The organism is Kovacikia sp. CALU 1929 (assembly GCF_056784235.1).
In genome coordinates this window covers 80,887-102,610 of the sequence record NZ_JBXBCF010000083.1, presented here as the reverse complement: position 1 = coordinate 102,610, position 21,724 = coordinate 80,887, and the positions used below count along the sequence as shown (strand labels likewise).

At 49.6% G+C, this 21,724-nt stretch carries 25 protein-coding genes; 13 read left to right on the top strand and 12 right to left on the bottom strand.

What is annotated here, in order from left to right; translation table 11 throughout:
- Positions 1–42: 42 nt before the first annotated feature.
- A complete protein-coding gene (locus AC1S52_RS22490; protein ID WP_482031281.1) occupies positions 43–546 on the bottom strand; it encodes a pentapeptide repeat-containing protein in 504 nt (167 codons plus the stop codon).
- A 164-nt stretch (positions 547–710) separates the two neighbouring features.
- Here AC1S52_RS22490 and AC1S52_RS22485 point away from each other — a divergent pair, with 164 nt between their 5' ends.
- The 3 genes from AC1S52_RS22485 (at position 711) to ftsZ (ending at position 3,679) form a co-directional block, all read left to right on the top strand.
- Positions 711–1,115 carry a DUF4168 domain-containing protein gene (locus AC1S52_RS22485; protein ID WP_482031279.1) on the top strand — a complete coding sequence of 135 codons (405 nt, stop codon included), beginning with the start codon at positions 711–713 and terminating at the stop codon, positions 1,113–1,115.
- Between the two features lie 178 nt (positions 1,116–1,293).
- The gene (locus AC1S52_RS22480; protein ID WP_482031278.1) at positions 1,294–2,172 is read left to right on the top strand and encodes a cell division protein FtsQ/DivIB; all 879 of its coding nucleotides are present in this window, start codon (positions 1,294–1,296) and stop codon (positions 2,170–2,172) included.
- 412 nt (positions 2,173–2,584) lie between these two features.
- On the top strand, positions 2,585–3,679 hold the full coding sequence (gene ftsZ / locus AC1S52_RS22475) for a cell division protein FtsZ (protein ID WP_482031277.1): 1,095 nt from the start codon (positions 2,585–2,587) through the stop codon (positions 3,677–3,679).
- Between the two features lie 155 nt (positions 3,680–3,834).
- On the opposite strand, the gene AC1S52_RS22470 is transcribed toward ftsZ, so the two are convergent.
- The 3 genes from AC1S52_RS22470 to AC1S52_RS22460 all read right to left on the bottom strand — a co-directional run bounded on the left by AC1S52_RS22470 (position 3,835) and on the right by AC1S52_RS22460 (position 5,214).
- Positions 3,835–4,041, bottom strand: coding sequence for a glycogen debranching protein (locus tag AC1S52_RS22470; RefSeq protein WP_482031276.1), 207 nt, complete (start codon positions 4,039–4,041; stop codon positions 3,835–3,837).
- Positions 4,042–4,385: 344 nt separating this feature from the next.
- Positions 4,386–4,880, bottom strand: coding sequence for an N-acetyltransferase family protein (locus tag AC1S52_RS22465; RefSeq protein WP_482031275.1), 495 nt, complete (start codon positions 4,878–4,880; stop codon positions 4,386–4,388).
- Positions 4,881–4,890: 10 nt separating this feature from the next.
- Positions 4,891–5,214, bottom strand: a complete 324-nt coding sequence (locus AC1S52_RS22460) for a hypothetical protein (protein ID WP_482031274.1) — start codon at positions 5,212–5,214, stop codon at positions 4,891–4,893.
- Positions 5,215–5,334: 120 nt separating this feature from the next.
- Between AC1S52_RS22460 and AC1S52_RS22455 the strand changes: the two genes are divergently transcribed.
- On the top strand, positions 5,335–6,723 hold the full coding sequence (locus tag AC1S52_RS22455) for a glycosyltransferase family protein (RefSeq protein ID WP_482031273.1): 1,389 nt from the start codon (positions 5,335–5,337) through the stop codon (positions 6,721–6,723).
- Positions 6,724–6,860: 137 nt separating this feature from the next.
- Here the strand turns inward: AC1S52_RS22455 and AC1S52_RS22450 are convergent, their stop codons facing one another.
- Both AC1S52_RS22450 and bioU read right to left on the bottom strand, forming a co-directional pair.
- Positions 6,861–8,792, bottom strand: coding sequence for a serine/threonine protein kinase (locus tag AC1S52_RS22450; RefSeq protein WP_482031272.1), 1,932 nt, complete (start codon positions 8,790–8,792; stop codon positions 6,861–6,863).
- A gap of 199 nt (positions 8,793–8,991) precedes the next feature.
- A complete protein-coding gene (gene bioU, locus AC1S52_RS22445; RefSeq protein ID WP_482031271.1) occupies positions 8,992–10,026 on the bottom strand; it encodes a (S)-8-amino-7-oxononanoate synthase BioU in 1,035 nt (344 codons plus the stop codon).
- A gap of 370 nt (positions 10,027–10,396) precedes the next feature.
- Between bioU and AC1S52_RS22440 the strand changes: the two genes are divergently transcribed.
- From AC1S52_RS22440 to AC1S52_RS22430, 3 genes are all read left to right on the top strand, one after another.
- The gene (locus AC1S52_RS22440) at positions 10,397–10,606 is read left to right on the top strand and encodes a DUF2997 domain-containing protein (protein WP_482031270.1); all 210 of its coding nucleotides are present in this window, start codon (positions 10,397–10,399) and stop codon (positions 10,604–10,606) included.
- A gap of 61 nt (positions 10,607–10,667) precedes the next feature.
- The gene (locus tag AC1S52_RS22435; protein ID WP_482031269.1) at positions 10,668–11,054 is read left to right on the top strand and encodes a DUF1257 domain-containing protein; all 387 of its coding nucleotides are present in this window, start codon (positions 10,668–10,670) and stop codon (positions 11,052–11,054) included.
- Positions 11,054–11,542 carry a ferredoxin gene (locus AC1S52_RS22430; RefSeq protein WP_482031268.1) on the top strand — a complete coding sequence of 163 codons (489 nt, stop codon included), beginning with the start codon at positions 11,054–11,056 and terminating at the stop codon, positions 11,540–11,542. Before AC1S52_RS22435 ends, AC1S52_RS22430 begins: the two co-directional genes overlap by 1 nt.
- Positions 11,543–11,645: 103 nt before the next feature.
- On the opposite strand, the gene AC1S52_RS22425 is transcribed toward AC1S52_RS22430, so the two are convergent.
- The 3 genes from AC1S52_RS22425 to AC1S52_RS22415 all read right to left on the bottom strand — a co-directional run bounded on the left by AC1S52_RS22425 (position 11,646) and on the right by AC1S52_RS22415 (position 14,634).
- On the bottom strand, positions 11,646–13,031 hold the full coding sequence (locus AC1S52_RS22425; RefSeq protein ID WP_482031267.1) for a DUF4335 domain-containing protein: 1,386 nt from the start codon (positions 13,029–13,031) through the stop codon (positions 11,646–11,648).
- 142 nt (positions 13,032–13,173) lie between these two features.
- Positions 13,174–13,776: a DUF3038 domain-containing protein gene (locus tag AC1S52_RS22420; protein ID WP_482031266.1), complete on the bottom strand. Its 603-nt coding sequence runs from the start codon at positions 13,774–13,776 to the stop codon at positions 13,174–13,176.
- Between the two features lie 156 nt (positions 13,777–13,932).
- Positions 13,933–14,634 carry a diacylglycerol/polyprenol kinase family protein gene (locus tag AC1S52_RS22415; protein ID WP_482031265.1) on the bottom strand — a complete coding sequence of 234 codons (702 nt, stop codon included), beginning with the start codon at positions 14,632–14,634 and terminating at the stop codon, positions 13,933–13,935.
- Positions 14,635–14,803: 169 nt separating this feature from the next.
- On the opposite strand from AC1S52_RS22415, the gene psb28 reads away from it, so the two are divergent.
- Genes psb28 through thrB form a run of 3 tightly spaced genes read left to right on the top strand, consistent with a single transcriptional unit; the run spans position 14,804 to position 17,112 of the window.
- Entirely contained in the window at positions 14,804–15,190 is a 387-nt protein-coding gene (gene psb28, locus AC1S52_RS22410; protein WP_482031264.1) for a photosystem II reaction center protein Psb28, read from the top strand.
- Positions 15,191–15,242: 52 nt separating this feature from the next.
- The gene (gene thyD, locus AC1S52_RS22405; protein ID WP_482031263.1) at positions 15,243–16,169 is read left to right on the top strand and encodes a thylakoid membrane protein ThyD; all 927 of its coding nucleotides are present in this window, start codon (positions 15,243–15,245) and stop codon (positions 16,167–16,169) included.
- Between the two features lie 4 nt (positions 16,170–16,173).
- Entirely contained in the window at positions 16,174–17,112 is a 939-nt protein-coding gene (gene thrB / locus AC1S52_RS22400) for a homoserine kinase (protein ID WP_482031262.1), read from the top strand.
- Between the two features lie 210 nt (positions 17,113–17,322).
- Here the strand turns inward: thrB and AC1S52_RS22395 are convergent, their stop codons facing one another.
- On the bottom strand, positions 17,323–17,718 hold the full coding sequence (locus tag AC1S52_RS22395) for a hypothetical protein (protein ID WP_482031261.1): 396 nt from the start codon (positions 17,716–17,718) through the stop codon (positions 17,323–17,325).
- 453 nt (positions 17,719–18,171) lie between these two features.
- Here AC1S52_RS22395 and AC1S52_RS22390 point away from each other — a divergent pair, with 453 nt between their 5' ends.
- Positions 18,172–18,711 (top strand): CAP domain-containing protein, encoded by a 540-nt coding sequence (locus AC1S52_RS22390; protein WP_482031260.1) that lies wholly within the window; start codon positions 18,172–18,174, stop codon positions 18,709–18,711.
- 154 nt (positions 18,712–18,865) lie between these two features.
- Positions 18,866–19,495 (top strand): ribonuclease H-like domain-containing protein, encoded by a 630-nt coding sequence (locus AC1S52_RS22385; protein ID WP_482031259.1) that lies wholly within the window; start codon positions 18,866–18,868, stop codon positions 19,493–19,495.
- Positions 19,496–19,532: 37 nt separating this feature from the next.
- On the opposite strand, the gene AC1S52_RS22380 is transcribed toward AC1S52_RS22385, so the two are convergent.
- Both AC1S52_RS22380 and AC1S52_RS22375 read right to left on the bottom strand, forming a co-directional pair.
- Entirely contained in the window at positions 19,533–20,189 is a 657-nt protein-coding gene (locus AC1S52_RS22380; protein WP_482031258.1) for a (2Fe-2S) ferredoxin domain-containing protein, read from the bottom strand.
- 315 nt (positions 20,190–20,504) lie between these two features.
- Positions 20,505–20,750: an Asr1405/Asl0597 family protein gene (locus AC1S52_RS22375; protein WP_482031257.1), complete on the bottom strand. Its 246-nt coding sequence runs from the start codon at positions 20,748–20,750 to the stop codon at positions 20,505–20,507.
- A 549-nt stretch (positions 20,751–21,299) separates the two neighbouring features.
- Between AC1S52_RS22375 and AC1S52_RS22370 the strand changes: the two genes are divergently transcribed.
- The gene (locus AC1S52_RS22370) at positions 21,300–21,722 is read left to right on the top strand and encodes a DUF1824 family protein (protein WP_482031256.1); all 423 of its coding nucleotides are present in this window, start codon (positions 21,300–21,302) and stop codon (positions 21,720–21,722) included.
- Positions 21,723–21,724: the final 2 nt, after the last annotated feature.

The following is a 21,724-nucleotide window of genomic DNA, read 5'->3' as shown; positions in this document are numbered from 1 at the left end:
TGCAAAATTTAGTGTTTACAACACTAGTGCCGATAGCTTGAGTCAACGAACCTGCCCATCTGGCATCATTGCTCCCATCAACTGGGATTGCACCCAGGTTGCACCGTGGATCTCAGCCTGCCGCAAATCTGCCCCCCTCAAGTCTGCGCCTGTCAGTTCAGCAAATATCAGCGTGCTTCGCTTCAAATCAGCCTGCCGCAAATTTGCCTGCATCAAACCCGCGCCACTTAAATTTGCTTCCCTTAAATCAGCGTTCTGGAGATTTGAATTGACTAAATTAGCCAAACTTAGATCAGCCTGCGACAACACGGCATCCGCTAAATTACATCCTTCTAGATTTGACTCACTAAGCTTTGCCTGACTCAAATTTGCGCCCTGAAGATGCACTCCTTGCAAATCCTTCCCAGCCAGATCCGCCCCCCTCAAATCACAAGCTCGGCATTCCTTCATGGTCAGCAGCCAAAGCACACGAACCTCACGCTGCTGCGAAAGCACCACACCCGCTACAACCACCAACCCCAAAATAATGAAAATTCTTGGCTTCACAGTGCTAGGACTTTTAGATAATAGGTATCAGGAGTGAAGTGAGGAGTTTTCGCCTTCCAACTCAAAACTCTCAACTCAAAACTCTCAACACCCCTCTAACCCTTTCTCCATCTCTTCCCATGCTGTCACAAGTGTTTATTACTTGCCGGAAGGCTTGCATACTAATGTTGGTGGTACTGTTACTGTGGTTGATTCCTGGTCAGTCAGCAACCAGTCTGGCACAGGAATCACTCACTTCGACAAATGGTTCAGGTTCAGTTGCAGAACAGTTAGTGATCAATCGTTCAGGGCTTGATCCCAACAATATTCCATCGGAGAAGGTGAGCCAGTTTGTCCATGCCTGTTTACAGGTTGTGGCTCTGATTGAGCGAAGAGAAGGTCAACTTCAGGGAGCAGAAACTGAGTCAGAATCCCTCCGAATTGAGCAGGAAATTGAGGCAGAAGCCCTGGCAATTATTGAAGAAGCTGGTTTAACTCACCAGGAGTATCTACAACTGCTGGGTTTGGCAAATACGGATCCTGAGTTTGGGGAACGTATTGCTATTCAACTTCAGGAGGCAACTAGCTGAGGGGGAGTTGAGAGTTGAGTGAAGAATTGAGAGTGAAGAGTTGAAATCCTAAAACAAATGGCTAAAGCCCAGCAACCGGGAGCAGCATAAGTTCCGCTGATACCTGAGACACTTCGTTAAAAGTCAGGTATGTTAAGTAGCTATCCGATAGACTTACAGCATAAATTGAGAAGCCTGGATGACTAGTATCGTGTCGGTTTCGCGCACAGAGTTAGCTCAACGTCGGCAAAAGCTCCGCTTTCGCCGACGAGTCAGGTTTTTTCAAACGGTTTGGAGACTGCTGGCAGTAAGTGGCTTGGCAGGTGGTTTGTTTTGGGTTGCCAGCTTACCAGCCTGGGTGATTCGTCGTCCAGAACAGGTCACTATTGAGGGAAATCATTACCTACCAGCGCAAACGATTCAGGCACTGTTGCCAATTCCCTATCCTCAGTCTCTACTGCGGGTGGAACCCCAGCAGATAGTTGATACATTGAAGGTAAAGGCACCGATCGCAGACGTGGCAATCAATCGGCGGCTATTTCCCCCCGGTCTAGTGATTCAGGTGAAGGAACGGTTTCCGGTGGCGATCGCGGTTCAATCTGTCCCTGATCCCCGTTTGGTGGCCCAGAATACCCCCACCCCTCAAAGCACAAAAGCTAAGGGCGCTGCACCAACAGCAGGTTTGCTCGATGAAAAAGGGCTGTGGATCCCCTTAGAGCTTTATACCTCGCTAGATCAATCCTTGAAAATGCCCTCTCTAAAGATTATTGGTAATTTTCAGCAGTATCGTCCCTATTGGTCAAAATTTTATCAGGAGGTCAGCAACAGTCCAGTCAAAATTTCTGAGATTGACTGGCGAGATCCTACGAATTTAATTCTCAAAACGGATCTGGGGATTGTGCATCTCGGTTCCTACGATCCTCAATTCACCCATCAACTCAGCGTCTTAGACCAAATGCGAAAACTCAAGTCCCACCCAAGTTTTAGTCAAATCGCTTACATTGATTTACGCGATCCAGATGCTCCAATCGCCCAAATGACTCAATCTAAAGACCCGGTAAAATCAGACACTCCATAGCTTTACCAGTATGAGAACATTAAAAGCCGACACTAGGCGGGTTTAATTCAATTGCTTCGATTAGTCAGATTGAAATAGACGTTTCAAGCTGTTGCAAATCTGGCGTTAATGTTGGTTTTTTGAAAAACTTACCCTATAGTTGACAAGGTCTAGGGTTGATAAGGTCGAAATACCCAATTCCAATTCTGGCGACACTTGAATACTTATGACGCTTAATAGTAAACTTGGCTCCTATTCCATGACGCTTAATAATAATTTAGACCACGCCCACGACGGCTCCCACCCAGAAGAACAATCTGAATTTTCAACAGCAATGAACGCTTCTAATCCCTTTGGCAACTCCGGACTACACTTAAGTCAATCTTCAAGTACAAAAGGTATGCCTGGGGAAGAATCAAGGAGTGGTGAAATTGTGCCAAGTAGCGTAGCCAAGATTAAGGTCATTGGTGTGGGTGGTGGCGGCGGTAATGCAGTCAACCGCATGATTGCGAGTGAAGTGTCAGGGGTCGAGTTCTGGTCAATCAATACCGATGCCCAGGCATTGACCCATGCTTCAGCTCCTCACCGGCTGCAAATGGGACAAAAGTTGACGCGCGGTCTGGGTGCGGGTGGTAATCCGGCGATCGGACAGAAGGCAGCAGAAGAATCACGGGATGAAATTGCAAACGCCCTGGAAAACGCTGATCTGGTATTTATTACCGCTGGTATGGGTGGCGGTACCGGTACAGGGGCGGCTCCCATTGTGGCAGAAATTGCCAAGGAAATTGGGGCATTGACGGTTGGCGTAGTAACCCGTCCATTTAATTTTGAAGGTAGGCGGCGCACCAGTCAGGCAGAGGAAGGGATTGCTGCCTTACAGAGCCGGGTCGATACTCTGATCATCATTCCGAACGACAAGCTGTTGTCGGTAATTTCGGAGCAAACCCCTGTACAGGAAGCGTTTAGGGTTGCCGATGATATTCTGCGCCAGGGAGTTCAGGGTATTTCAGATATCATCACTGTACCTGGTTTAGTGAATGTTGACTTTGCGGATGTCCGGGCTGTCATGGCAGATGCTGGTTCAGCCTTAATGGGGATTGGTGTTGGCTCAGGCAAATCCAGGGCAAGGGAAGCGGCAATGGCATCGATCTCGTCTCCCCTGCTAGAGTCTTCCATTGAGGGAGCCAGGGGAGTGGTTTTCAATATTACCGGAGGTCACGATCTGACGCTGCATGAGGTGAATGCTGCCGCAGAAATTATTTATGAAGTCGTCGATCCCGAAGCCAACATTATCTTCGGCGCGGTATTGGATGAGCGCTTGCAGGGTGAAATTCGGATTACAGTGATTGCTACAGGATTTACAGGCGATGTCCGTCCATCCAGTCTTTCCAAGCCGACGAGTATGCGTCGAGTTGCCCCACCTCCCGTAGGCTCTCCTCCGCCCCCTTCTCCCACCCCTGAACCTAAAGGAAGACCTCCTGGGCTGGATATTCCAGAATTCCTCCAGCGGCGGCGTCCACCTCGTTAAGGGTTGCCAGGAGATTCCCAGATAAAAAATACTTATCACTCTTTTAGGATAGATTAGCGTGGACTAACCTATCCTTTTCAGCTCTGGTTTTTTCTTTCTTATAGCTATAGCCATATCTGTCAGGAAAAGGGGCTTCAGCCCCCCCTTGTTGCTATTCAGTCCAGCTTGAGCGCGTTGGCTGGGACTTCATCCCAGGACTGGACTGTTCGCAGGCGGGCGATCCAACCATCGGTTCGTTGTTGTTCAGTTAATCTTTCCTGAAATGATTGGTGGCATTCTTGTGCCATCTCTTCATCGCAGCAGGCAATGCAGGAATAGAGAATTCCCGATGGATCCAATTGTTCATTCACCCAGATCAACATGGTGCCCCTTTCGATAGTTCAACCGTTCAAGCAAAGCGTTGCAGTAACTTTCAGCATAGTGCTGTCCTGAAATCAACGAAAATTCTTAAGGGACTTTTCAGAAACTTTTAGCTGTCGTTATTAGGGTTATACCAATTCTTTTTGAAGCTGCACAGAAGAAAGCTTGATAGACAAGGGGCTTAAGCCCCTTGTTAAGTGCTAACTCATATTGAACTGGTATGACACCGTTTTTCTAGCTCAATAAGCCATAGAAATTGCCTACAAACGTGAAATCCGTAGAACATTTAGGGACTGCTCGTTCAATGGCTCGCCCATCAGTCCGCATTGATGCGATGAGTGCTCGATTACTGATTTACAAGTTCAGCTAAAGCGCTCCCTGTTACTCGACAGGTTCGCCAGTCTGGGAGTATATCAGCCCCCATTCGTTCGTAAAAGGAAATAGCAGGTTCATTCCAGTCCAGTACGCTCCACTCCAGTCTTCCACAGCCTTCAGCCATTGCCCGCTGTGCCAGATAAGATAGTAAGCTTTTGCCAATTCCCCGCCGCCGAAACTCAGGCAATACAAACAGGTCTTCCAGGTAAATTCCTGGCTTGGTCAGAAAAGTAGAATAGTTGTAGAAAAATAAGGCAAATCCGGCTGGTTCTTTCCCATACTCTGCCAAAATGGCTTCTGCATAAGGACGGGAACCAAAAAGATGTTCTTTCAATAGTTCCTCATTGCCTGTCACAGCATGGGTAAGCTTTTCGTACTCTGCCAGTGCTTTTACCAACCGAAATAGAGCCGGAATATCAGTTTGGGTTGCTGAACGCAGGATGACTTGAGTATTGGTATGGGTCATGGGTAAGGGGTCAGTAGTTTTGAGTTTTTTCCTGTAGGATGCGGAAGACTCCATCGTGGTTGTCAGGTGTAATCACTGATTTAGTCCAGTTACCATCGTCAATCACAATGCAGCGAGTTTTAGAAGGACGTTTTGGGTCGAGATGAAACCATTCTGGTGACAAACCCATGCCCCAGATGCGCCCTGATCCCGTCCAAAAACTGATCGATTCTTCGTTAATGTGACGAATACTCGTGTAGGGAATCCGCTTGCTACCGATCGGAAAGTAGTACCAGTGAATCGTTAAAGCATCATCATCGCAAACAATATAGTCGTCTTCGTATAGGATACTCATGGCGATCGCTGCTTAGTTTTCTTAACTAGACCGTTATAGACCATCATCCTCCGTTTACAGATATTTGGAGAGTGGCTGATAGGTTTGCCATGTAAACTCCTCAGTCTTCGATCAACACCAATGAACCGTGCAATTGACATCTTAATTTTGTCCAATGGACCTGGGGAACTGGCAACCTGGGTAAAACCCGTTGTCAAAACCCTACGGCAGCGGTTGGGCAACGATCGCGACCAGGTGCGTATTTCCGTTGTCCTGTCTCCCTGTGCCAATGCCAGTGGACAGGAAGCGGCGATCGCCCATTGTTTTCCAGAAGTTGACCGTGTGCAAGGAGCCGCCGATTTTTTGCAGTTTTTGCTGTGGGGAAAGACGGCTGAAAATTGGGATTGGCGGCAAAAAGGTGTGGTGCTGTTTTTGGGGGGTGACCAGTTCTTTCCAGTGGTGATTGGCAGACGACTGGGCTACCGCACGGTCGTATACGCAGAGTGGGAAGCCCGCTGGCATCGGTGGATAGACCGATTTGGCATCATGAATGAAGCTGCCGCTACCCGTGTAGATAGAAAACTTGCCCACAAGTTTACGGTTGTGGGGGATTTAATGGCAGAGGCAGGGGGAGAGGAGGCAGAGGAGCAGGGCAGGGGCGCAGAGGGGGGGGAGGAAGGAGAAGGAGAGGGGGCAGAGAAAACCCTAAACCCATTCACAACCAACAACCAGCCGCGAACAACGAATCGGTCTACCCCACACCCGGCAACCCAGGCGCGAGTAAAGGTTTCATCTTCTCTAATTGGGATTCTGCCTGGGTCGAAACCGATGAAGTTGATGTTGGGTGTGCCTTTGACACTGGCGATCGCGGAGAAAATTCATCAGGCGCGTCCAGACCTGCACTTCGTTATGCTGGTTGCACCGACGCTCAATCTGCAAAACCTCGCAAAGTATGGAGACCCACTCTACAATCCCAACATTCGTCGATTTGGTTGGGCGGAAGCCAGTCTCAGAGAGGCTGATTCTGCATCGGGTTTGCCGTTTCTGGAAACGGGGTCTGGTTTGCAGGTGGAGTTGTGGACACCATTTCCTGCCTATGAAGTGCTGTCCCGTTGTTCACTCTGTCTGACGACTGTAGGTGCCAATACAGCAGAATTGGGGGCGCTGGGAGTTCCCATGATTGTTCTGCTGCCAACTCAGCAGATGGATGTGATGCGAGCATGGGATGGGTTACCAGGCTTGCTTGCCAATTTGCCGGGAGTGGGTTCACTGTTTGCTAAAGGCATTAACTGGCTGGTGTTGCGGCAGGGCAAACTGTTGGCGTGGCCCAATATCTGGGCAAAAGAAGAAATTGTGCCGGAACTGGTTGGCAAATTAGAGCCTGAGCAGGTGGCTGCGATCGCTCTGGACTATCTCAATCATCCCGATAAGCTCCGCCAGGTTCAGACAAATCTGCGTCAGGTACGAGGGCAGGCTGGTGCGGCTGAAAAGCTGGTGCAGCTTGTTTGCCAGGAACTGGGGTTGGGGTGAGGGGGCGGGTGGTGGAAGTTTTGAGTTTTGAGTTAGGCGATTTCGCAAAAACAGCTATAACTTTTCCTTAGAAATTGCCTTAGAGGATGTTTATTCTCCACCTTTTACTGCTCCCTCGTAAACCCATACCCGGCATCCTAAAAAATTTCTAAGGAGAGGGCATAATCTTCTGGCTGGCGAGAAGACAGCTCGATCACATAATCCCCTGCCATGGGAAGTCTCCCCTGCCAGTCTTTAGAATTGGTCGTGCTGCCCCCAATTCTCTGCCCATCGGGGGCGATCGCGCTCAAGCTAACACTTCCCTGCAATACTTTGAGTGCCAGAATTTGTCCTTGCTGCGCTCTGATTAAATAGCGCCGGACTTGTTTAGGGGCAATCCGTCCAGTTACCGTTGTTCCCGACGTTCCACGGGCAAAGGAGACTCGGTGCGTTTGTCCCTCTGTTGGGCGAGAGAGGGGAGACATTGCCACATCCAAAGAATAGGCACCAGAACCCGTGACCTGAATCAGGTATTGATCATCCGCTGGTAGCACCCCCGTCCAACTCTGGGTTCGGTAAGCGGCTTCATCAATTCCTTCCTGGTTAGAACGCAGGAGGTTCATTGTCACCCCCTCTCCTTCCAGGGAAGCCGTCATAATTTGACCCTGTGCTCCCTTAAGGACATAAGGCTGCAATTCATTGCCTTCCAGCTTGCCCTGGACTAGCGTAGAGATTTTGTCAGGAGGAAACTGGACCGGCTGAGGCGGTCTACTATTGACGGCTTTACCAGGGCTGCTATCGGAACCTGATAAGCTATCGGCAGGAGACTTAAGGGCTGAACTACTGGAATTAATCCCTTGAGAATCGAGGATGCGAGAGGCTTCCGATGCCGGTAGCTTTGCCCCCGAAACCCATACTTCATTGGTATTCGAGTTTCTGGTCCAGGTGCGCCAGACCACCGGGACGGCAACTCCCATTGCAATCAAAAAGGTGGCAGCCATTGCCAGCGGCATGGTTCCGCCTATTCCTCTGCGGATATTGCGAGGACGTTTTGGGGACTCTATTTCTGATAAGGGGGATGGGGAAATAGGGGGTTGCAGTGAAGACGAATAGGAGACAACAGGTTGAGTCGATTTGCCTGATGGATGGGTGTTTAAGGAGATAGGGGGGGAGTACCGAGCAGGGTCGCCAGACGATGACGGCAACAAAGTACTTTGTTGGGAGGGGTTAGCTGGCAGCGCAGCTAAAACTTCACGGGCAGACTGGAAGCGATCGCCCGGATAAACCGCCAGCATTTTCCTGAGTAAACTACCCAACCCTTCACTGATGGTGGCATGGGACTGCCAGCGCCAGGTCAAGGTCTGGCTATCCAGCAGGGATTGAGGTTCTCGTCCGGTCAGGAGTGCCAGACAGGTTGCTGCCAGTGCATAGAGATCGCTATTGGGATAAACTTTACCCGTTTGTAATTGCTCTGGTGGTGCATAACCCACTTTACCGACACGGGTTGCAGCCGACATCAGGGGCCAATGGCTGGTTGCCTCCTTCACCGCACCAAAATCGATCAACACAGGTAAACCTGCTTCCGGCAGAGTTTCTATCGGCACAAGCTCTGTTGCTGCCTGGGGTTGCAAAATGATGTTTTCGGGCGTAATGTCCCGGTGAACGATATCGCGATCATGGATATAGGTCAGAACAGGCAGCATATGCTTGAGGAAGTGCATCACCTCCGCTTCTGAAAAAGCCTGCCCCTGTTGTTTGCGATCGCTGAGCAGTTTTCGGTAGGTTTGCCCCTGAATATAATCTTGAACCAGAAACAGCCGTTGTTCGTCCTCAAATGATGCCCAAAAGCGTGGGATTTGCGGATGCTGAATCTGGTAGAGAATGCTGGCTTCCCGCTGGAATAGAGTTTTGGACTTTTCAACGAGGGAGGCATCCTGATAAGGCACCAAAAATTCTTTAATGACGCAAGGCTCATCAAACCGTTCCTGGTCAAGCGCCAGATATGTGCGCCCAAACCCCCCCTGACCCAGAACCTGCTGGATCACGTACCGTTGACGCAGAACTGTCCCCACTGCAATTGGGAGCACCATTTTTGACTATCTTCCGCGAGTAAAATGTCAGGAAATATCACACCTAACCCGACGATTATGACTCACAAACCAGATTTCCTTCTGTAGGGGGATACCCCCCAGCAGGTCTTGCTGTAAAGCAGGACGAATTGAGCCTTCGTGTCACTTCGTCCTGCTCTACATTCATTTTTGGAATTAGCAATGCCCCCAACACAACCCATTAAAGGACAAATTGGGGCATGACCTCGGCAGCGGTAAAAATGCCATAGATGCCCCGGCGGTGAAGCCCAATACCAGTTTTAAGATAGCCAAACGCAGGACCACAGACGTTGGCTGCCATACTTGTTTCATCCCCCAGGGTAAAGGTGTGGGTAGAAATTTTGCCTTCAAAGGTGCGCCCAGTGACCTGCACATTCGTACTGAGTGGTTTTTTCGGATTGCGGGTATCGACCACGCCGCCGACTGTGATGCGATCGCGGGGGCAAATCCCCAACCGCTCGATCATCACATCATCCGCATGTTCCATGTTTTCCAGGGTAATCAGTCCATTGGTTTGATCTAGCAGGGCTTCTACTTCCGCATCAGTCATCGCCCTTGCCTGTTCAACTGTGTAACCCGGCAGATGACCAATGTCTTCCCGCACTGTTGCCCGATAAGCTTCCCAGTTTGCAATTCCCACTCCAAAGGTAATTTTAACCCTGTGAATTTCGCTGTAGCTCTGGGCTGCCAGCGCCGCAGCGGCAGTCAACAAGCCAGGAGTCGCCCCACAGCCAGTCATATAGGTAATCCCAGCCGCTTGTAGTTCCTCTCCCATACCCAACAGTTGCTCGACCGCACTGGTTCGTTTAATCGCATCAACCAGTACACCCCGCCAACCCGACTGGATAAACTGTCGCGCCACCGATGCCATGAAGGTATTAGGCAAATTGGGCAATGCCAGAAAATATCCATCGACTGAGGCACCCTCAATTAGTTCTTCAATGCTGTGGCTACTTAAAATCCCCCCTGGGTCAAGATAGCCCAGCGAACCTTGAGTTTGATAAACCGTGATGCAGGTATCGGGGTCTAGTCCCGCAGCACTGTAAACATAGCCTTTTCGATCCGCCGCCGCAACCAACTGCATTTCTTGTTTCGGCGCTAAAACTCTGGCTGCCGCCTGCCCTAGCCCACCAAATCCCAAAACGCCCAGCCTTAAAGGCAGTGATTGAGGCGATGAAGTAGGGTCAGACAGATTGGTTGCGTGCTCTTTATTCATACCGAAATTTACCATGCGCAAGTTGAACAGACCTTATATTATCTAACCAATTTCCACCCAATCACTCCCAGGGCTGAGGCAAGCCCTGGCAAACTCGATTTATAAAGATTTACAAAGCTAAATTCCTTCGATTGATTTAACTTGACGGCTGCTCGAAGTTAAGCGAAACTGTCAAATAATTGAGCGTGTGATCAGCAGTTTGACTCTTTTTGTAAAGTATTAACTCGTAATGATTCGAGTAGTTAAACTGAATAAATCAAGTTAGGTAAGAAAAGTGGAGTGGCTCTCGGCAGCACTCGAGTCACTTAACGATTTCCGACCATAGTCCGCCGGGTTTTTAGCTTCTGTTCAATTCATATCAGTAAAAAGCATGGAAACGCTTGAGTTTATTATTTATCCTGATGGTCGCGTTCAGGAGAAAGTAACTGGAATCGTTGGTACTTCCTGTGCGGAAGTGACGGCGGCAATTGAAGCTCAGCTAGGTTTGGTGCTGATTCAGGAACCGACTTCTGAATATTTTGCCCAAGAAGCTCACCAAACCGCAGTGGCATCTGCGCAAACTACGTTCAGCGAGTGGTAAGTTTTCTAGTTTTTAATTCATCTCTGTTTGTTAAATTTATCCTCTCTTGTTAAGAACCACCATGTCACACTTTAGCCAAATCAAAACCCAAATTCGTAATCTCACTTCTCTCCAATTAGCCCTAAACGATCTGGGGGTCGATTGGAAGGAAGGTCCCTGTTCAGTGCGCGGTTATCGCGGACAGACTCAAACGGCTCAAGTCGCGATTGAACAGCCCAACGGCTACGACGTTGGTTTTAGCTGGAACGGTAGTGAATATGAGCTGATTGCTGATTTACAGTTCTGGAACCAGGATTTGACGGTGGATCGTTTCCTCAGCCGGGTGACTCAACGCTATGCTTACCACACGGTTCTCAACGAAACTTCCGAGAAAGGGTTTCAAGTGGCTGAAGAGCAGCAAAATAAGGATGGTTCCATTCGTTTGGTCTTGCAACGCTGGGGTGCGTAATGTCTGAGGCTTCCTTGCCTGGATCGGGTGAACTGACCACGACGATCGCGTCTGAACTGACTGATGAGCAGAACCGAACTGGGCTAGAGCCTGAGCTGGGAGGATTTCTTCGGGATGCTCCTGAGCGAACTGGGTTGGAGCCAGAGTTAGGGGGTGCTTTTAGGCAGCGAGGAGTTTATGTCGATGAACCTACTTGCATCGGCTGCAAGCATTGTGCCCATGTGGCTCGTAATACGTTTTATATTGAGCCAGACTATGGACGTTCCCGCGTGGTTCGCCAGGATGGAGATTCGGATGATCTAATTCAGGAAGCGATCGATACCTGTCCGGTTGATTGCATTCACTGGGTTGGTTACGCCGAATTGAAGCAGTTGGAAGAGGATCGCAAGTACCAGGTGATTCCGGTAGCGGGTTTTCCGGTTGATCCGGCACTGGTAAGCAGAGAGCAGCGCAACCGCCGTCTCAAGGTGAAGCAGAAGCGGAAATAAGTTTGATCAAAGTTAGTTTGATCCGTTAGTAACTAAAGGAAAGATGGCAGGGGTCTCTTGAAGAGGCCCCTTTTTAGTAATCCACAAATCCACAACAGCAAGGCTACTCAGGAAACGTCTGGACTTTACCATCGGGACTTAATACGAGACGGATTTTGGCACTGGGTTTGGTTTTAAGGGGAGAGACAAACGGTTCGCCAACCAGGGGAATGCCAGTGCGATCGACGTAATCACCTGCGGTTTGTCCCAGGGGTAGAATTTGCTGGACGGAGCCATTTTGATTAATTACCAGAGTGTACTCAATGGTCTGGGTTAATCCTTCGGGGGGAGTCCAGCGCTGTTGGAAATACTGGCGGACTTCTGCTACTTGGGGAATGGTGTCGAATGCAGTACTGTTTTGGGCCGGGGCTGATAGCGCACGCGGGGCTTGGGAGCTAGCTAGTCCGGGAGATTCTGAACTCGCAGATCGCCGCGCAACTGGATTATCCCCAAGCTCAGGCTTTAATGCGGGGGCAGGCGCAAGCGCGATTCCTTCTCCCGTTTCGTCGAGGGTAATCGAGTTTTGAGCGGCAGCTTCAGAGCGATCGCGGCGTTCCAGAGCCGAACTGGGAGCTATTGGCTGGGACTCTCCCAGATTGACGTTGGGACTGGGTGGAATCACAGGTGATACGGTTACCGTTGGCAGGGAAGGGGTGGAAGGAACCGTTGCCCCTGGAGTCGGGGGAGGTGGCAATGATTGCTTTGAAGCCACGGGTGGGGTTGCATTCTCAGTCACCGTGGGAGGAAGTTGGTTGGCAATGGTCTGATCGCGGCTAGTTGCTCCCTGGCTCATGATTGCTGGTTCCGGGGTGCTGCTGGACTCATCAAATAGCTTCACCACTGATGTAGAAAGACCTACCACGACCAAACCTATGGCTGCAACCTGTGCCCAGGCAGGGGAAGATTTTAACCAACCGCTTCGTGCCGGTTGCAGGTTTGGCAATGCCACAATCTCGCTCGCGTATTCATCCAGGGCATTTGCCAGGTCAAACAGTTGTAAGGTACTGAGAAGAGTCATCGAACCCGTTTCTTCCGTTGCCAGTGAACCCAACCGTAGATTGTGGGATAGCAATCCCTGGGGCTGAAGGGAAATTCCTGCCCCATTAGGCTGGGGCGATCGCCCAACCGCATCGTGAACGGCTGTTTCGGGTAACGGAGCGATCTCCGCCTTAGAGGACACCGAAACCAATTCACCAATTCGATTCGGCGACTGTTCCAGAAAATGCTGTACATAGCTGGAAACCGCTTCACACAACGCCTCTAACTGGACGCGATCGCCTCTTACAGTGACCCATTCGTCTTTCGATAGTTTGGGGTCATCCAGGCTCAGTTGAAACCGCAGGTTCTTCACAACCGGTTGCGCCATCCAGCGAGACAGCGGCGAATGATTCCCAATGATCTCCAGGGTGCAGGTCGGAGGGGTATATCGTCGCAAAACTGAGTGAGGCATGGGCAATATCGAGTAATGGGAATAGGGAGGGGGAAAAGTTATGAGTTGAGAGTTGAGAATTAAAAGTTTTGAGTTGGAGAAGGTAAGAGATCAGTCATGGGGCAGTCGGTTCTTGACACCTGGCACCTAACACCTAACACTTCTAACCCCTAACTCCTGCTTCCTTTGCCCGATCCATTAATGCCAACCAGAGGCGGCGGGGTCCGTTGCTGGCGCTGTAAAACAGCAAATCGATCAGGAGTTTCAAGCCAAGGTGAGTTAGAGCTTCCGGAGAGGTATGATCACCGTCTTCCATCCGCTCCTGGTAGGTATTGTTGAAGCTATCGAGGTAGTCTCCCAACAGAGCAGACTGATGGGGTTCCCGGTTTTGTTCTGTCATCTGTTCGAGCAGGGTAACGGCACGGCGAATCAGTTCATGGTGCTGTCGAGCCAGGGAGCAGCAAATTAAGACCAGTGCCCGTGCTTCTTCCACATCCAGTTTTTTACGTCCGCCCTGTCCTTTACGCAGGGGGCTAGACTGGCGTAAACGCCAGAGAGAAACCCGATCTGCCACTAACGATTCCAGGTTCAGTTCAGTCGCAGCTTGAAGCATGGCTTCGGAGCCAATGCCTGCCAGCGCTTCTAAAGCCAGGAGCACCAGGTCGAGCTGGGCTTTGATATTGTCTAACTGACTCGGATCAGGCTGGTTAGTCAGGGAAAGGGATTGAATTGAGGCGATCGCGGGCGACTTCACGGTAGTGGTCATAAAGTTAACAATAGGAGACAAACCGGGGCTTGGTTTACTGGTTACCTGTCTTGAAACAGACTAAAGAAGCCGTGCATATGTTTCCGTAAAGATTTTTTCATACATTTTAGAAATCAACATCCTCCTGATGGGTCACTGTAGGTCAAGACCCAATTTTTATCTCAGAAGTAAAATTTGAGTCAGGAATAGACTAAGTGCCGCACTACCGATAGGGACAGTCAGATTGTCAATCCCATACTTCGAGAAGGCTTCTAATCCCGTTGCCAGAGAAGCGACCAAAAAAGAAATTGCCCAAATCTCCCAACGCCCCCCGTAAACTCCTAGCAAAACCAGGCTACTTACCCCATAGCTGACGACGAACATTGCCAGCGATCCTTCCCAACTCTTGGACATGCCCCACACTTTATAGGGATGCTTACCTAGTCGCTGACCCACCAGAGCCGCCAGCCCATCTCCCCAGGTCATGACCAGCACCCCTAAAACGGCATGGTGGTATTGCTGGATTGTCCAAAACCAAGCTACCAGGATACCAATACTGATTGCATAGAAAAAGGTACCCAGACTCTTGCGTCCCACCCCATTGATGCTGGGCAGAATGGGTACCTGGTAAGACAGAAAGGCGATCGCCCCAAATACGACGGAAGCCCCTATCCCTACCCAGGCAGGGATTTTTAACCACCAGGCAAGCAAAATGACATTACCTGTGCCAATGTGAACCACTTTACGCGCCACTTCCGAGCCAGCAGAGGTATGGCGGTATAGCCATTCTGCCAGTAGCCCAATCGTACCTAACCAGGCTCCGGCAATAACGAGGTGGAGCCAGAGGGGCGCATCAACAAACCAGGACAGGAGGGACATCGGCGCAAATAAACACGGTACAAGTAGAGACCATAGGGGGAGTTAGTTGTCTCACCGCTATGCATCTTGTTTTATTATCCCGCCTGAAGTGATCCCCGATGGCGGAAAGAACCATTTTGGAGCTGGTGGAACTTTTGTATACTAAGGTCTACGTTGTTGTGCCTGGTTTATGACTTCCCCAGTTCCCAGCATTCAATTTTTTGAGGGTCTTTCGGAGGAACTTGATGGCGTTAGCTTGCGCCGTAATCGTTCAACGGGTGCCCGGAGTGTACTGATGGTCTTCCGCCAATTGAAAGCCATCGAGCATTTCAACAGCTTTCGGAATCGCTTTTCTAACGCGATGTGCTTAAGCGACGATGAAGGGGAAATTCAGGTTGAACCCTCGTCGGTAAAGTTTTATTTTGGAGGTCCAGAGGGAGATGAGTTGGAGCGGATGGAGTGTCGCTTTGACATCGACCAGGATGAGCACTGGGAACGCTTCATGCGATTCATGAACCGCTATGCTGAAGCAAATGGCATGGCCTATGGAGAACCAGAGCCAAAAGGCGATGAGTAAAGCATTGAACTCTACTCATCCTTTAAGTACTGATAACTAATCCAAATAACTCATGAAAATAGCCATTACAGGGGCAACAGGATTCGTTGGTAGCCGCTTAGTCGAGCGGTTGCAGCAAGAGGGGCATCAGATGATCGTTCTGACCCGTAACTCAGCTCATGCAGAGCGGGTATTTCCCAAATCCGCTTTCCCAACTGTAGAAATTGTGGTTTACACGCCCACTGAAGCAGGGGATTGGCAGCAGGCGATTTCGGGTTGTGATGGCGTGGTTAATCTGGCAGGGGAACCCATTTCTGAGCGCTGGTCGCCTCAACACAAGCAAGGGATTTTGAACAGCCGCAAACTGGGGACTCAGAAGGTTGTGGAAGCCATCACCCAGGCAAATCCTAAACCGCAAGTATTAATCAATGCTTCCGCAATTGGTTATTACGGTACCAGTGAAACTGCCACCTTTGACGAAACCAGTCCAAGTGGAAATGATTTTTTAGCTAAGGTCTGCCAGGAATGGGAAAGCGAGGCACAGAAGGTCACTAGCGCTGGAGTGCGGCTGGTCATTTTACGATTTGGAGTCGTTCTGGGGATGGGGGGCGCGATCGCCAAAATGCTTCCTCCCTTTAAATTGTTTGCCGGGGGTCCCATTGGGACGGGTAGACAATGGTTTTCCTGGATTCATCAGGAAGATCTGGTCAGTTTGATCCTCTGGGCATTGACTCAGCCAGGGATGGAGGGCATTTATAACGCTACCGCTCCCAATCCAGTTAGAATGACCGAATTTTGTACCACAATGGGGCAGGTTTTGAACCGACCCTCCTGGTTACCCGTACCCGGTTTTGCCCTGGAGGCACTATTAGGGGATGGGGCAAAAGTGATCCTTGAAGGGCAGCAGGTGTTACCTAAACGGACTCAGTCAACCGGGTTTCAGTATCAGTACTCGACCGTACAGCAAGCATTGAAACAAGTTTTGAGCAGTGAGGGCTGAAATTGTGATCTCAACGGTTATGGTCACGGTTCCGGCTACCACGGCTAATCTGGGACCCGGATTTGATTGCCTGGGGGCTGCCTTGACTCTCTGCAACCAGTTCACATTTTCTCCCCTATCCTCGGCAGAAACAGCCGTTGAGATAGTAGTCAATGGTGTTGAAGCAGAACAGGTCAAGACAGATCGCAGCAATCTGGTCTATCAAGCATTTACCCGATTTTATGATTGCCTCAATCAATCTCCACCCCCGGTTCAGATCACGATTCAGTTAGGCGTACCGCTGGCAAGGGGGTTGGGCAGTTCGGCAACGGCGATCGTGGGTGGTCTGGTGGGTGCCAATGTGCTAGCCGGTTCTCCCATGAGTCAGGCAGCGATTATGCAAATGGCGATCGCGATCGAAGGGCACCCGGATAATGTGGTTCCCGCATTGCTAGGAGGATGCCGATTAGCCGCAACTGATAGGGATGCTAGTTGGGAAATCTGTCAGATTCCCTGGGATAGTAGCGTTGTTCCCATCGTTGCCATCCCCGATTTTGAACTCTCAACTGAGGCAGCCCGACGGGTTCTACCAGCCAGCTATAGCCGGGCTGATGCCATCTTCAACACAGCCCATCTGGGTCTGTTATTGCGTGGGTTAGAGACGGGCAACGGCAACTGGTTGAAAGTCGCCCTCCAGGATCGGATCCATCAACCCTTCCGCCAGCCGTTAATTCCCGGTTACGAATCTGTTCAAACTGCCGCAACAGGCGCAGGTGCCTACGGTATGGTCATCAGCGGAGCCGGACCCACCCTCCTGGCACTGACAACATCAGAATTTGCAGAAGCCGTTCGCTCGGCAATGGAACATGCCTGGGCAGAGCAGGGAACCAATGCCCTGGTCAAAGTCGTAGGACTGGATAACCGAGGAGCGATCGCAGAGGTGATAGCCAGATCGGGAGAGTAGGCTAAGGGATATGCCCCAAAATAAAGTACCCGCTAGAGAATCTGCTCCACGATGGATTCCCGCCTGCGCGGGAATGACGTTGGGACTTTATTAATTTGCGAGTCCCTAAGGACTGAGCACTGGACCCTGGGTATCGGGTATAAGATGCCAGCTACCGCGAACGCTCATGACTCTTAATTCTCAACTCTCAACTCCCAACTCCTCTCCCCTTCAAGCCACCCGAAACCGGGGATTCTGTTTCAAATCACTGAATTCAAAACTGTGTACCCAGTGGATGAAACCATCACTAATCAGGTCATCCCGTTGCTGTACCAGTAACGCCGTGTAGTGCGCCTTCTGCTTTACCACGACTGCACAGTATTCAGAACCGTAAATGACAGAGTGGCGAAACCCCTCCAATTGGAGAGAGGACATTAGTAGCGATCGCAGCCCCAGGGCTTGAAAAATAGTCTGTACCCAGCTCATGTTGCTGCTTTCAGAGGTGGTGTAGTATTCCTTAGGGAGTCCGTTCAAGTCAAAAATTGCTGCACCTATAATGTAATCTGCATAAGGTACAGGTGGGTTCATGGAAGAAGGCTGCAACCTGGTTTCAGTCACGGAGGGCATGCGGTTAGCTCGCTTGATACATCAGGTCTTTTGCTTTAGGGAAGGGATTAATCGGTAACCGCCCAGAAGCATCTTGCCGATCAAGCTGACCACATTATCAGCCTGAATGAAATTTTCTGACGACCTTTTCAGAAATATTGTCTGATTACTCTCGACTGCAAGAAATCTATAGCGGTTTGGCAGATGCAGTTTTTATATCTGTAGTTTAAAGAAACTGAAGATACAAACGCGACCGTAGAATCGCTCATCTACAGATCCTCCTCCCAAGGAATTGAGAATACCCTTGGTAGAACTGCGGAATCATGGCGATCGCTGGAACTCCGTCGATTTATTCCCAGTCCTAATTTTCAGGGTTGCACCAGTTCACTCTATTCTGCACCTACCTGGGGAATGATTTAAGAGTGACTTTGCGATGAATATTTACTTGAACTTTGAATTCACTGGAAAACCGCTATGCTCTCTAAACTGACTACAGTGGTCGCATTGGGTACGCTGGCAACAGCTACCAGTCTTGCCTCTGCTACTGCTGCACCATTCCCAAACCTGACCCTGTGGCAGACCACCCAGGTTCCAACCCATCGAGTTTATCAGACCACAGCTTCCAGCCAGTCAATGGAGCAGGCGGTTTTGACGCAGGTTAACCAATATCGCCGGAACCGCCGTCTCCCACCCTTAACCTTAGACTCCCGTATTAGCTCGCAGGCGCAGGCACACAGTCAGGCAATGGCAAATGGTCGTGTCCCCTTTGGTCACGACGGATTTAAACAGCGCGTTCAGGTCATTACCCGTTCGATTCCCTACGCTGGTGGAGCAGAAAACGTTTTCTACGGCATGGGTTCCCAAGATCCTGCAACCCAGGCAGTCCAAAGTTGGCTCAAAAGCCCTGGTCACCGCAAGAACATTGAGGGCAATTATGACTTGACTGGCATTGGCATTGCCCGTAATCCGAAGGGGCAGTATTACTTTACGCAAATTTTCATCAAGCGCAGGTAATGGTAGAGGCTTTCAGGGTTAGTGTGCCATCGTTTTGGGATGTGGAATAGGTAGTAGTTGGTGGTTAATGGTTAGATGGACTCTCTAGCCACTAACCACTAATTCCCCTGTACCCTATACTCTATAAGCCTATATTCTTCTTTCCTACATCCCAATGGCATCGGATAATTTTCAAATTTGCGATGGTGATCTATCAGACGAGCAACTGTCTGAGTATTTGAAGGCAGAGGCGATCGCAGTCGATACCGAAACCATGGGACTGCTGCCCCATCGAGATCGCCTTTGCCTCGTCCAAATCTGTGACCCCCAGGATCAGGTAACGGTTGTGCGGATAGCCCGTGGGCAAACCGAGGCACCTAATCTCAAACATTTGCTGGAGTCAGAAGCCACGCTCAAGGTGTTTCACTTCGCTCGATTTGACATTGCAACCCTGCGCTATCACCTGAACATTCATACCACGCCCCTGTTTTGCACAAAAATTGCCAGCAAACTTGCCCGCACCTATTCACCCAAACATGGACTCAAGGATTTGATTCACGAGTTAGAGCAAGTAGAACTGGACAAAAGTGCCCAAAGCTCTGATTGGGGGAATGCAGCCAATCTTTCCCCAGAGCAGCTTCGCTATGCGGCAAACGATGTCCGTTACCTGTTAAGTGCCCATAAAAGACTGACTGACATGTTGAAGCGAGAAGAACGCTGGGAACTGGCACAGCAATGTTTTGAGTGCCTGCCAACCCTGGCACTGCTAGATCTGATGCAGTACCAGGGAGTGTTTGATCATTAACTTGATCTTTGAAGAAGATTGCTGGTTCCGATCGCAATCAGTTGGAAACAGTAGCTTTCAGATTCCAGTTATGTACTTCAGGAACTTGAGGCGATGTTTCTGCTAGAGGGGTTGCCGTTGGTTGTGGCTGAGGAAAGTGTTGATCGACCAAAGCGGGAATATCTCCAGCAGAAACCCGACTGTAGCGAGTTTTGTCGGGTATGAAAACTATATTGGGACCAGCTTTACAGTGTTTCATGCAGCCAGTTCCCTGAATGGAGACCTGGTCAGTTAAGCCGCGATCGCCCAGGGCACTCTCCAATGCCTTACAGACGGCTTTGCCACCCCGCTTCATACAGTCAGACTTTTGGCAAACCAGAATTGCCGATTTTGATTTCTTCGATTTTGCCTGGGGTGCAGGGACTTCAGGGAAGATAGCAGGTGATTGATCAGGCGTGATAACAGCAATTTGGAAAGCTTTCAGCTTGATTTCACCTTCGTCTCTAACCGTCTTTTCGCCCCAGACTTGTAGCCAATCACCGGCAGACAACACTCTTCCAACTGAGGCGCGAGCTTCCTTTGAAAGCTTGATGCAGTACTCTCCATCCCCTGTTTCAAGCCGTAAGTATTTAATTTTATAGCCATCTTCGATGATAAAACCGAGAAATCGCCCTTTCAGGCTAAACAGTGCCCTCTGCTTATCTTTCTTGCTCATTGGTCCATCTCAGTTGGGTGATTCACTGCCTTAGACTGTCGGGCGTGGAGTTCATTGACTACTATCCGATTAACAACTCCACTCTTTAATCACTCCGTAGCTTAGCTATAGCGTTTCCTTTCTGGGTGAGGTCATCTCATCGTTTTGGCTCAAAGATTCTACAGCTATCCACATACCTTACTGGATTCAAAAACGCTATATCTGTATCAACTATATTCAATTTCGGCGTTGATGAATCTGGGGATGAGAAAGGTGCTGGATGCTTGAAACTTCGTTTCAATTCATCCTGCTTTTCAGCAATACCCAATTTCTGCTTTAATCCAAACGCCAGCAGCGTTCCAAGCTATCAATCAGTTCTGCTCTGGAGGCGGTTAGCTGCTTAACCACACTCCTGATTTGAAGAATTGCCAGTGGTGTATTCACTTCAACCACCAAGCGACCATCGGTGGAACATTGACAGGGAATTGAGAGATTTTGTAGCCGTTGACTGGCTTGCCAGCGATCGCAACGAGAAACAGTCTGTAATGGAACAGTCAGAGATTCAAGCTGGGGTGGATTCATCGGGTTCAGAGAGGTACAAACGAATGAAATTCAAATGAGATGCAATGCAGACTATTGAGATTAATTCTTAGAGAAAAACGAAAGTAAGCTGCGTACTAAATTATTTCTTCGCTGATTCTCCCTGTGTTTTCTGGATTTCGTATGACAGCTTTACATTCTTCTGTAGTCGGCAATGCTTACATCTAGAAGGAGTTCTCAATTCTCAGATTGCCCAAAATGTCAACTGCTTTACCAAAAACAAGCATCGATTCATATCAAGTTCCCTGAATAACTCTCTTTAAAGAATCAAAAAATGGAATGTGTTAAGAAAAACTTATTGCAAAAGCTAGTCAATAACCTTAATAACAATCCTACACCAAAAATGACCACTTGCAAATAATTGGCAATAAGCCTTTTGTGTTGACAATCCCCGTAAGAAAGGGCTTTTGAGCGATCGCGGGTCATTTGTCCAACATTTTTTTACTAAACTCTTTGCCATTACTTCACGGATCCTTACAAACGCTATTCTTTAAGGACACTGTGTTTTACCCGGTTTAGTTCCCAAAACCTATGGCAATTTTGAATGCAGATAACCTGACCCTTGAGGCGGCTCAGAAAGTTTTAAGACAATTCATCTGTCTGGATCGGACAACTGAAAAACCTGCCCCAGATGGGGAATTAGTGCGTCAGTCCCTTCTGCTGGTTGCCGATCGCTCAGATTTTCAGATTTTTGGCATCTGCGCCGATACTACAAGTCAGGCGGCGGCGACCCTGCACAGCTACCTGGCTGCCCTTGGCTACGACCATCTGCCAGCGATTTCCACGATGGAAGGTCCCGTCTACGTCAAATTCAACCCCAAAACCGGACGCTGCCACACCGACACCTATACAGGCGTTCATCGGGGAGTTCTGGTTTCCTGTCAGTCTGCCTACGATGGGGATGTGAATGAGACATTTGGGCATTTGCCGCTGGATTTGTGGGAAGGGAGGTAGGG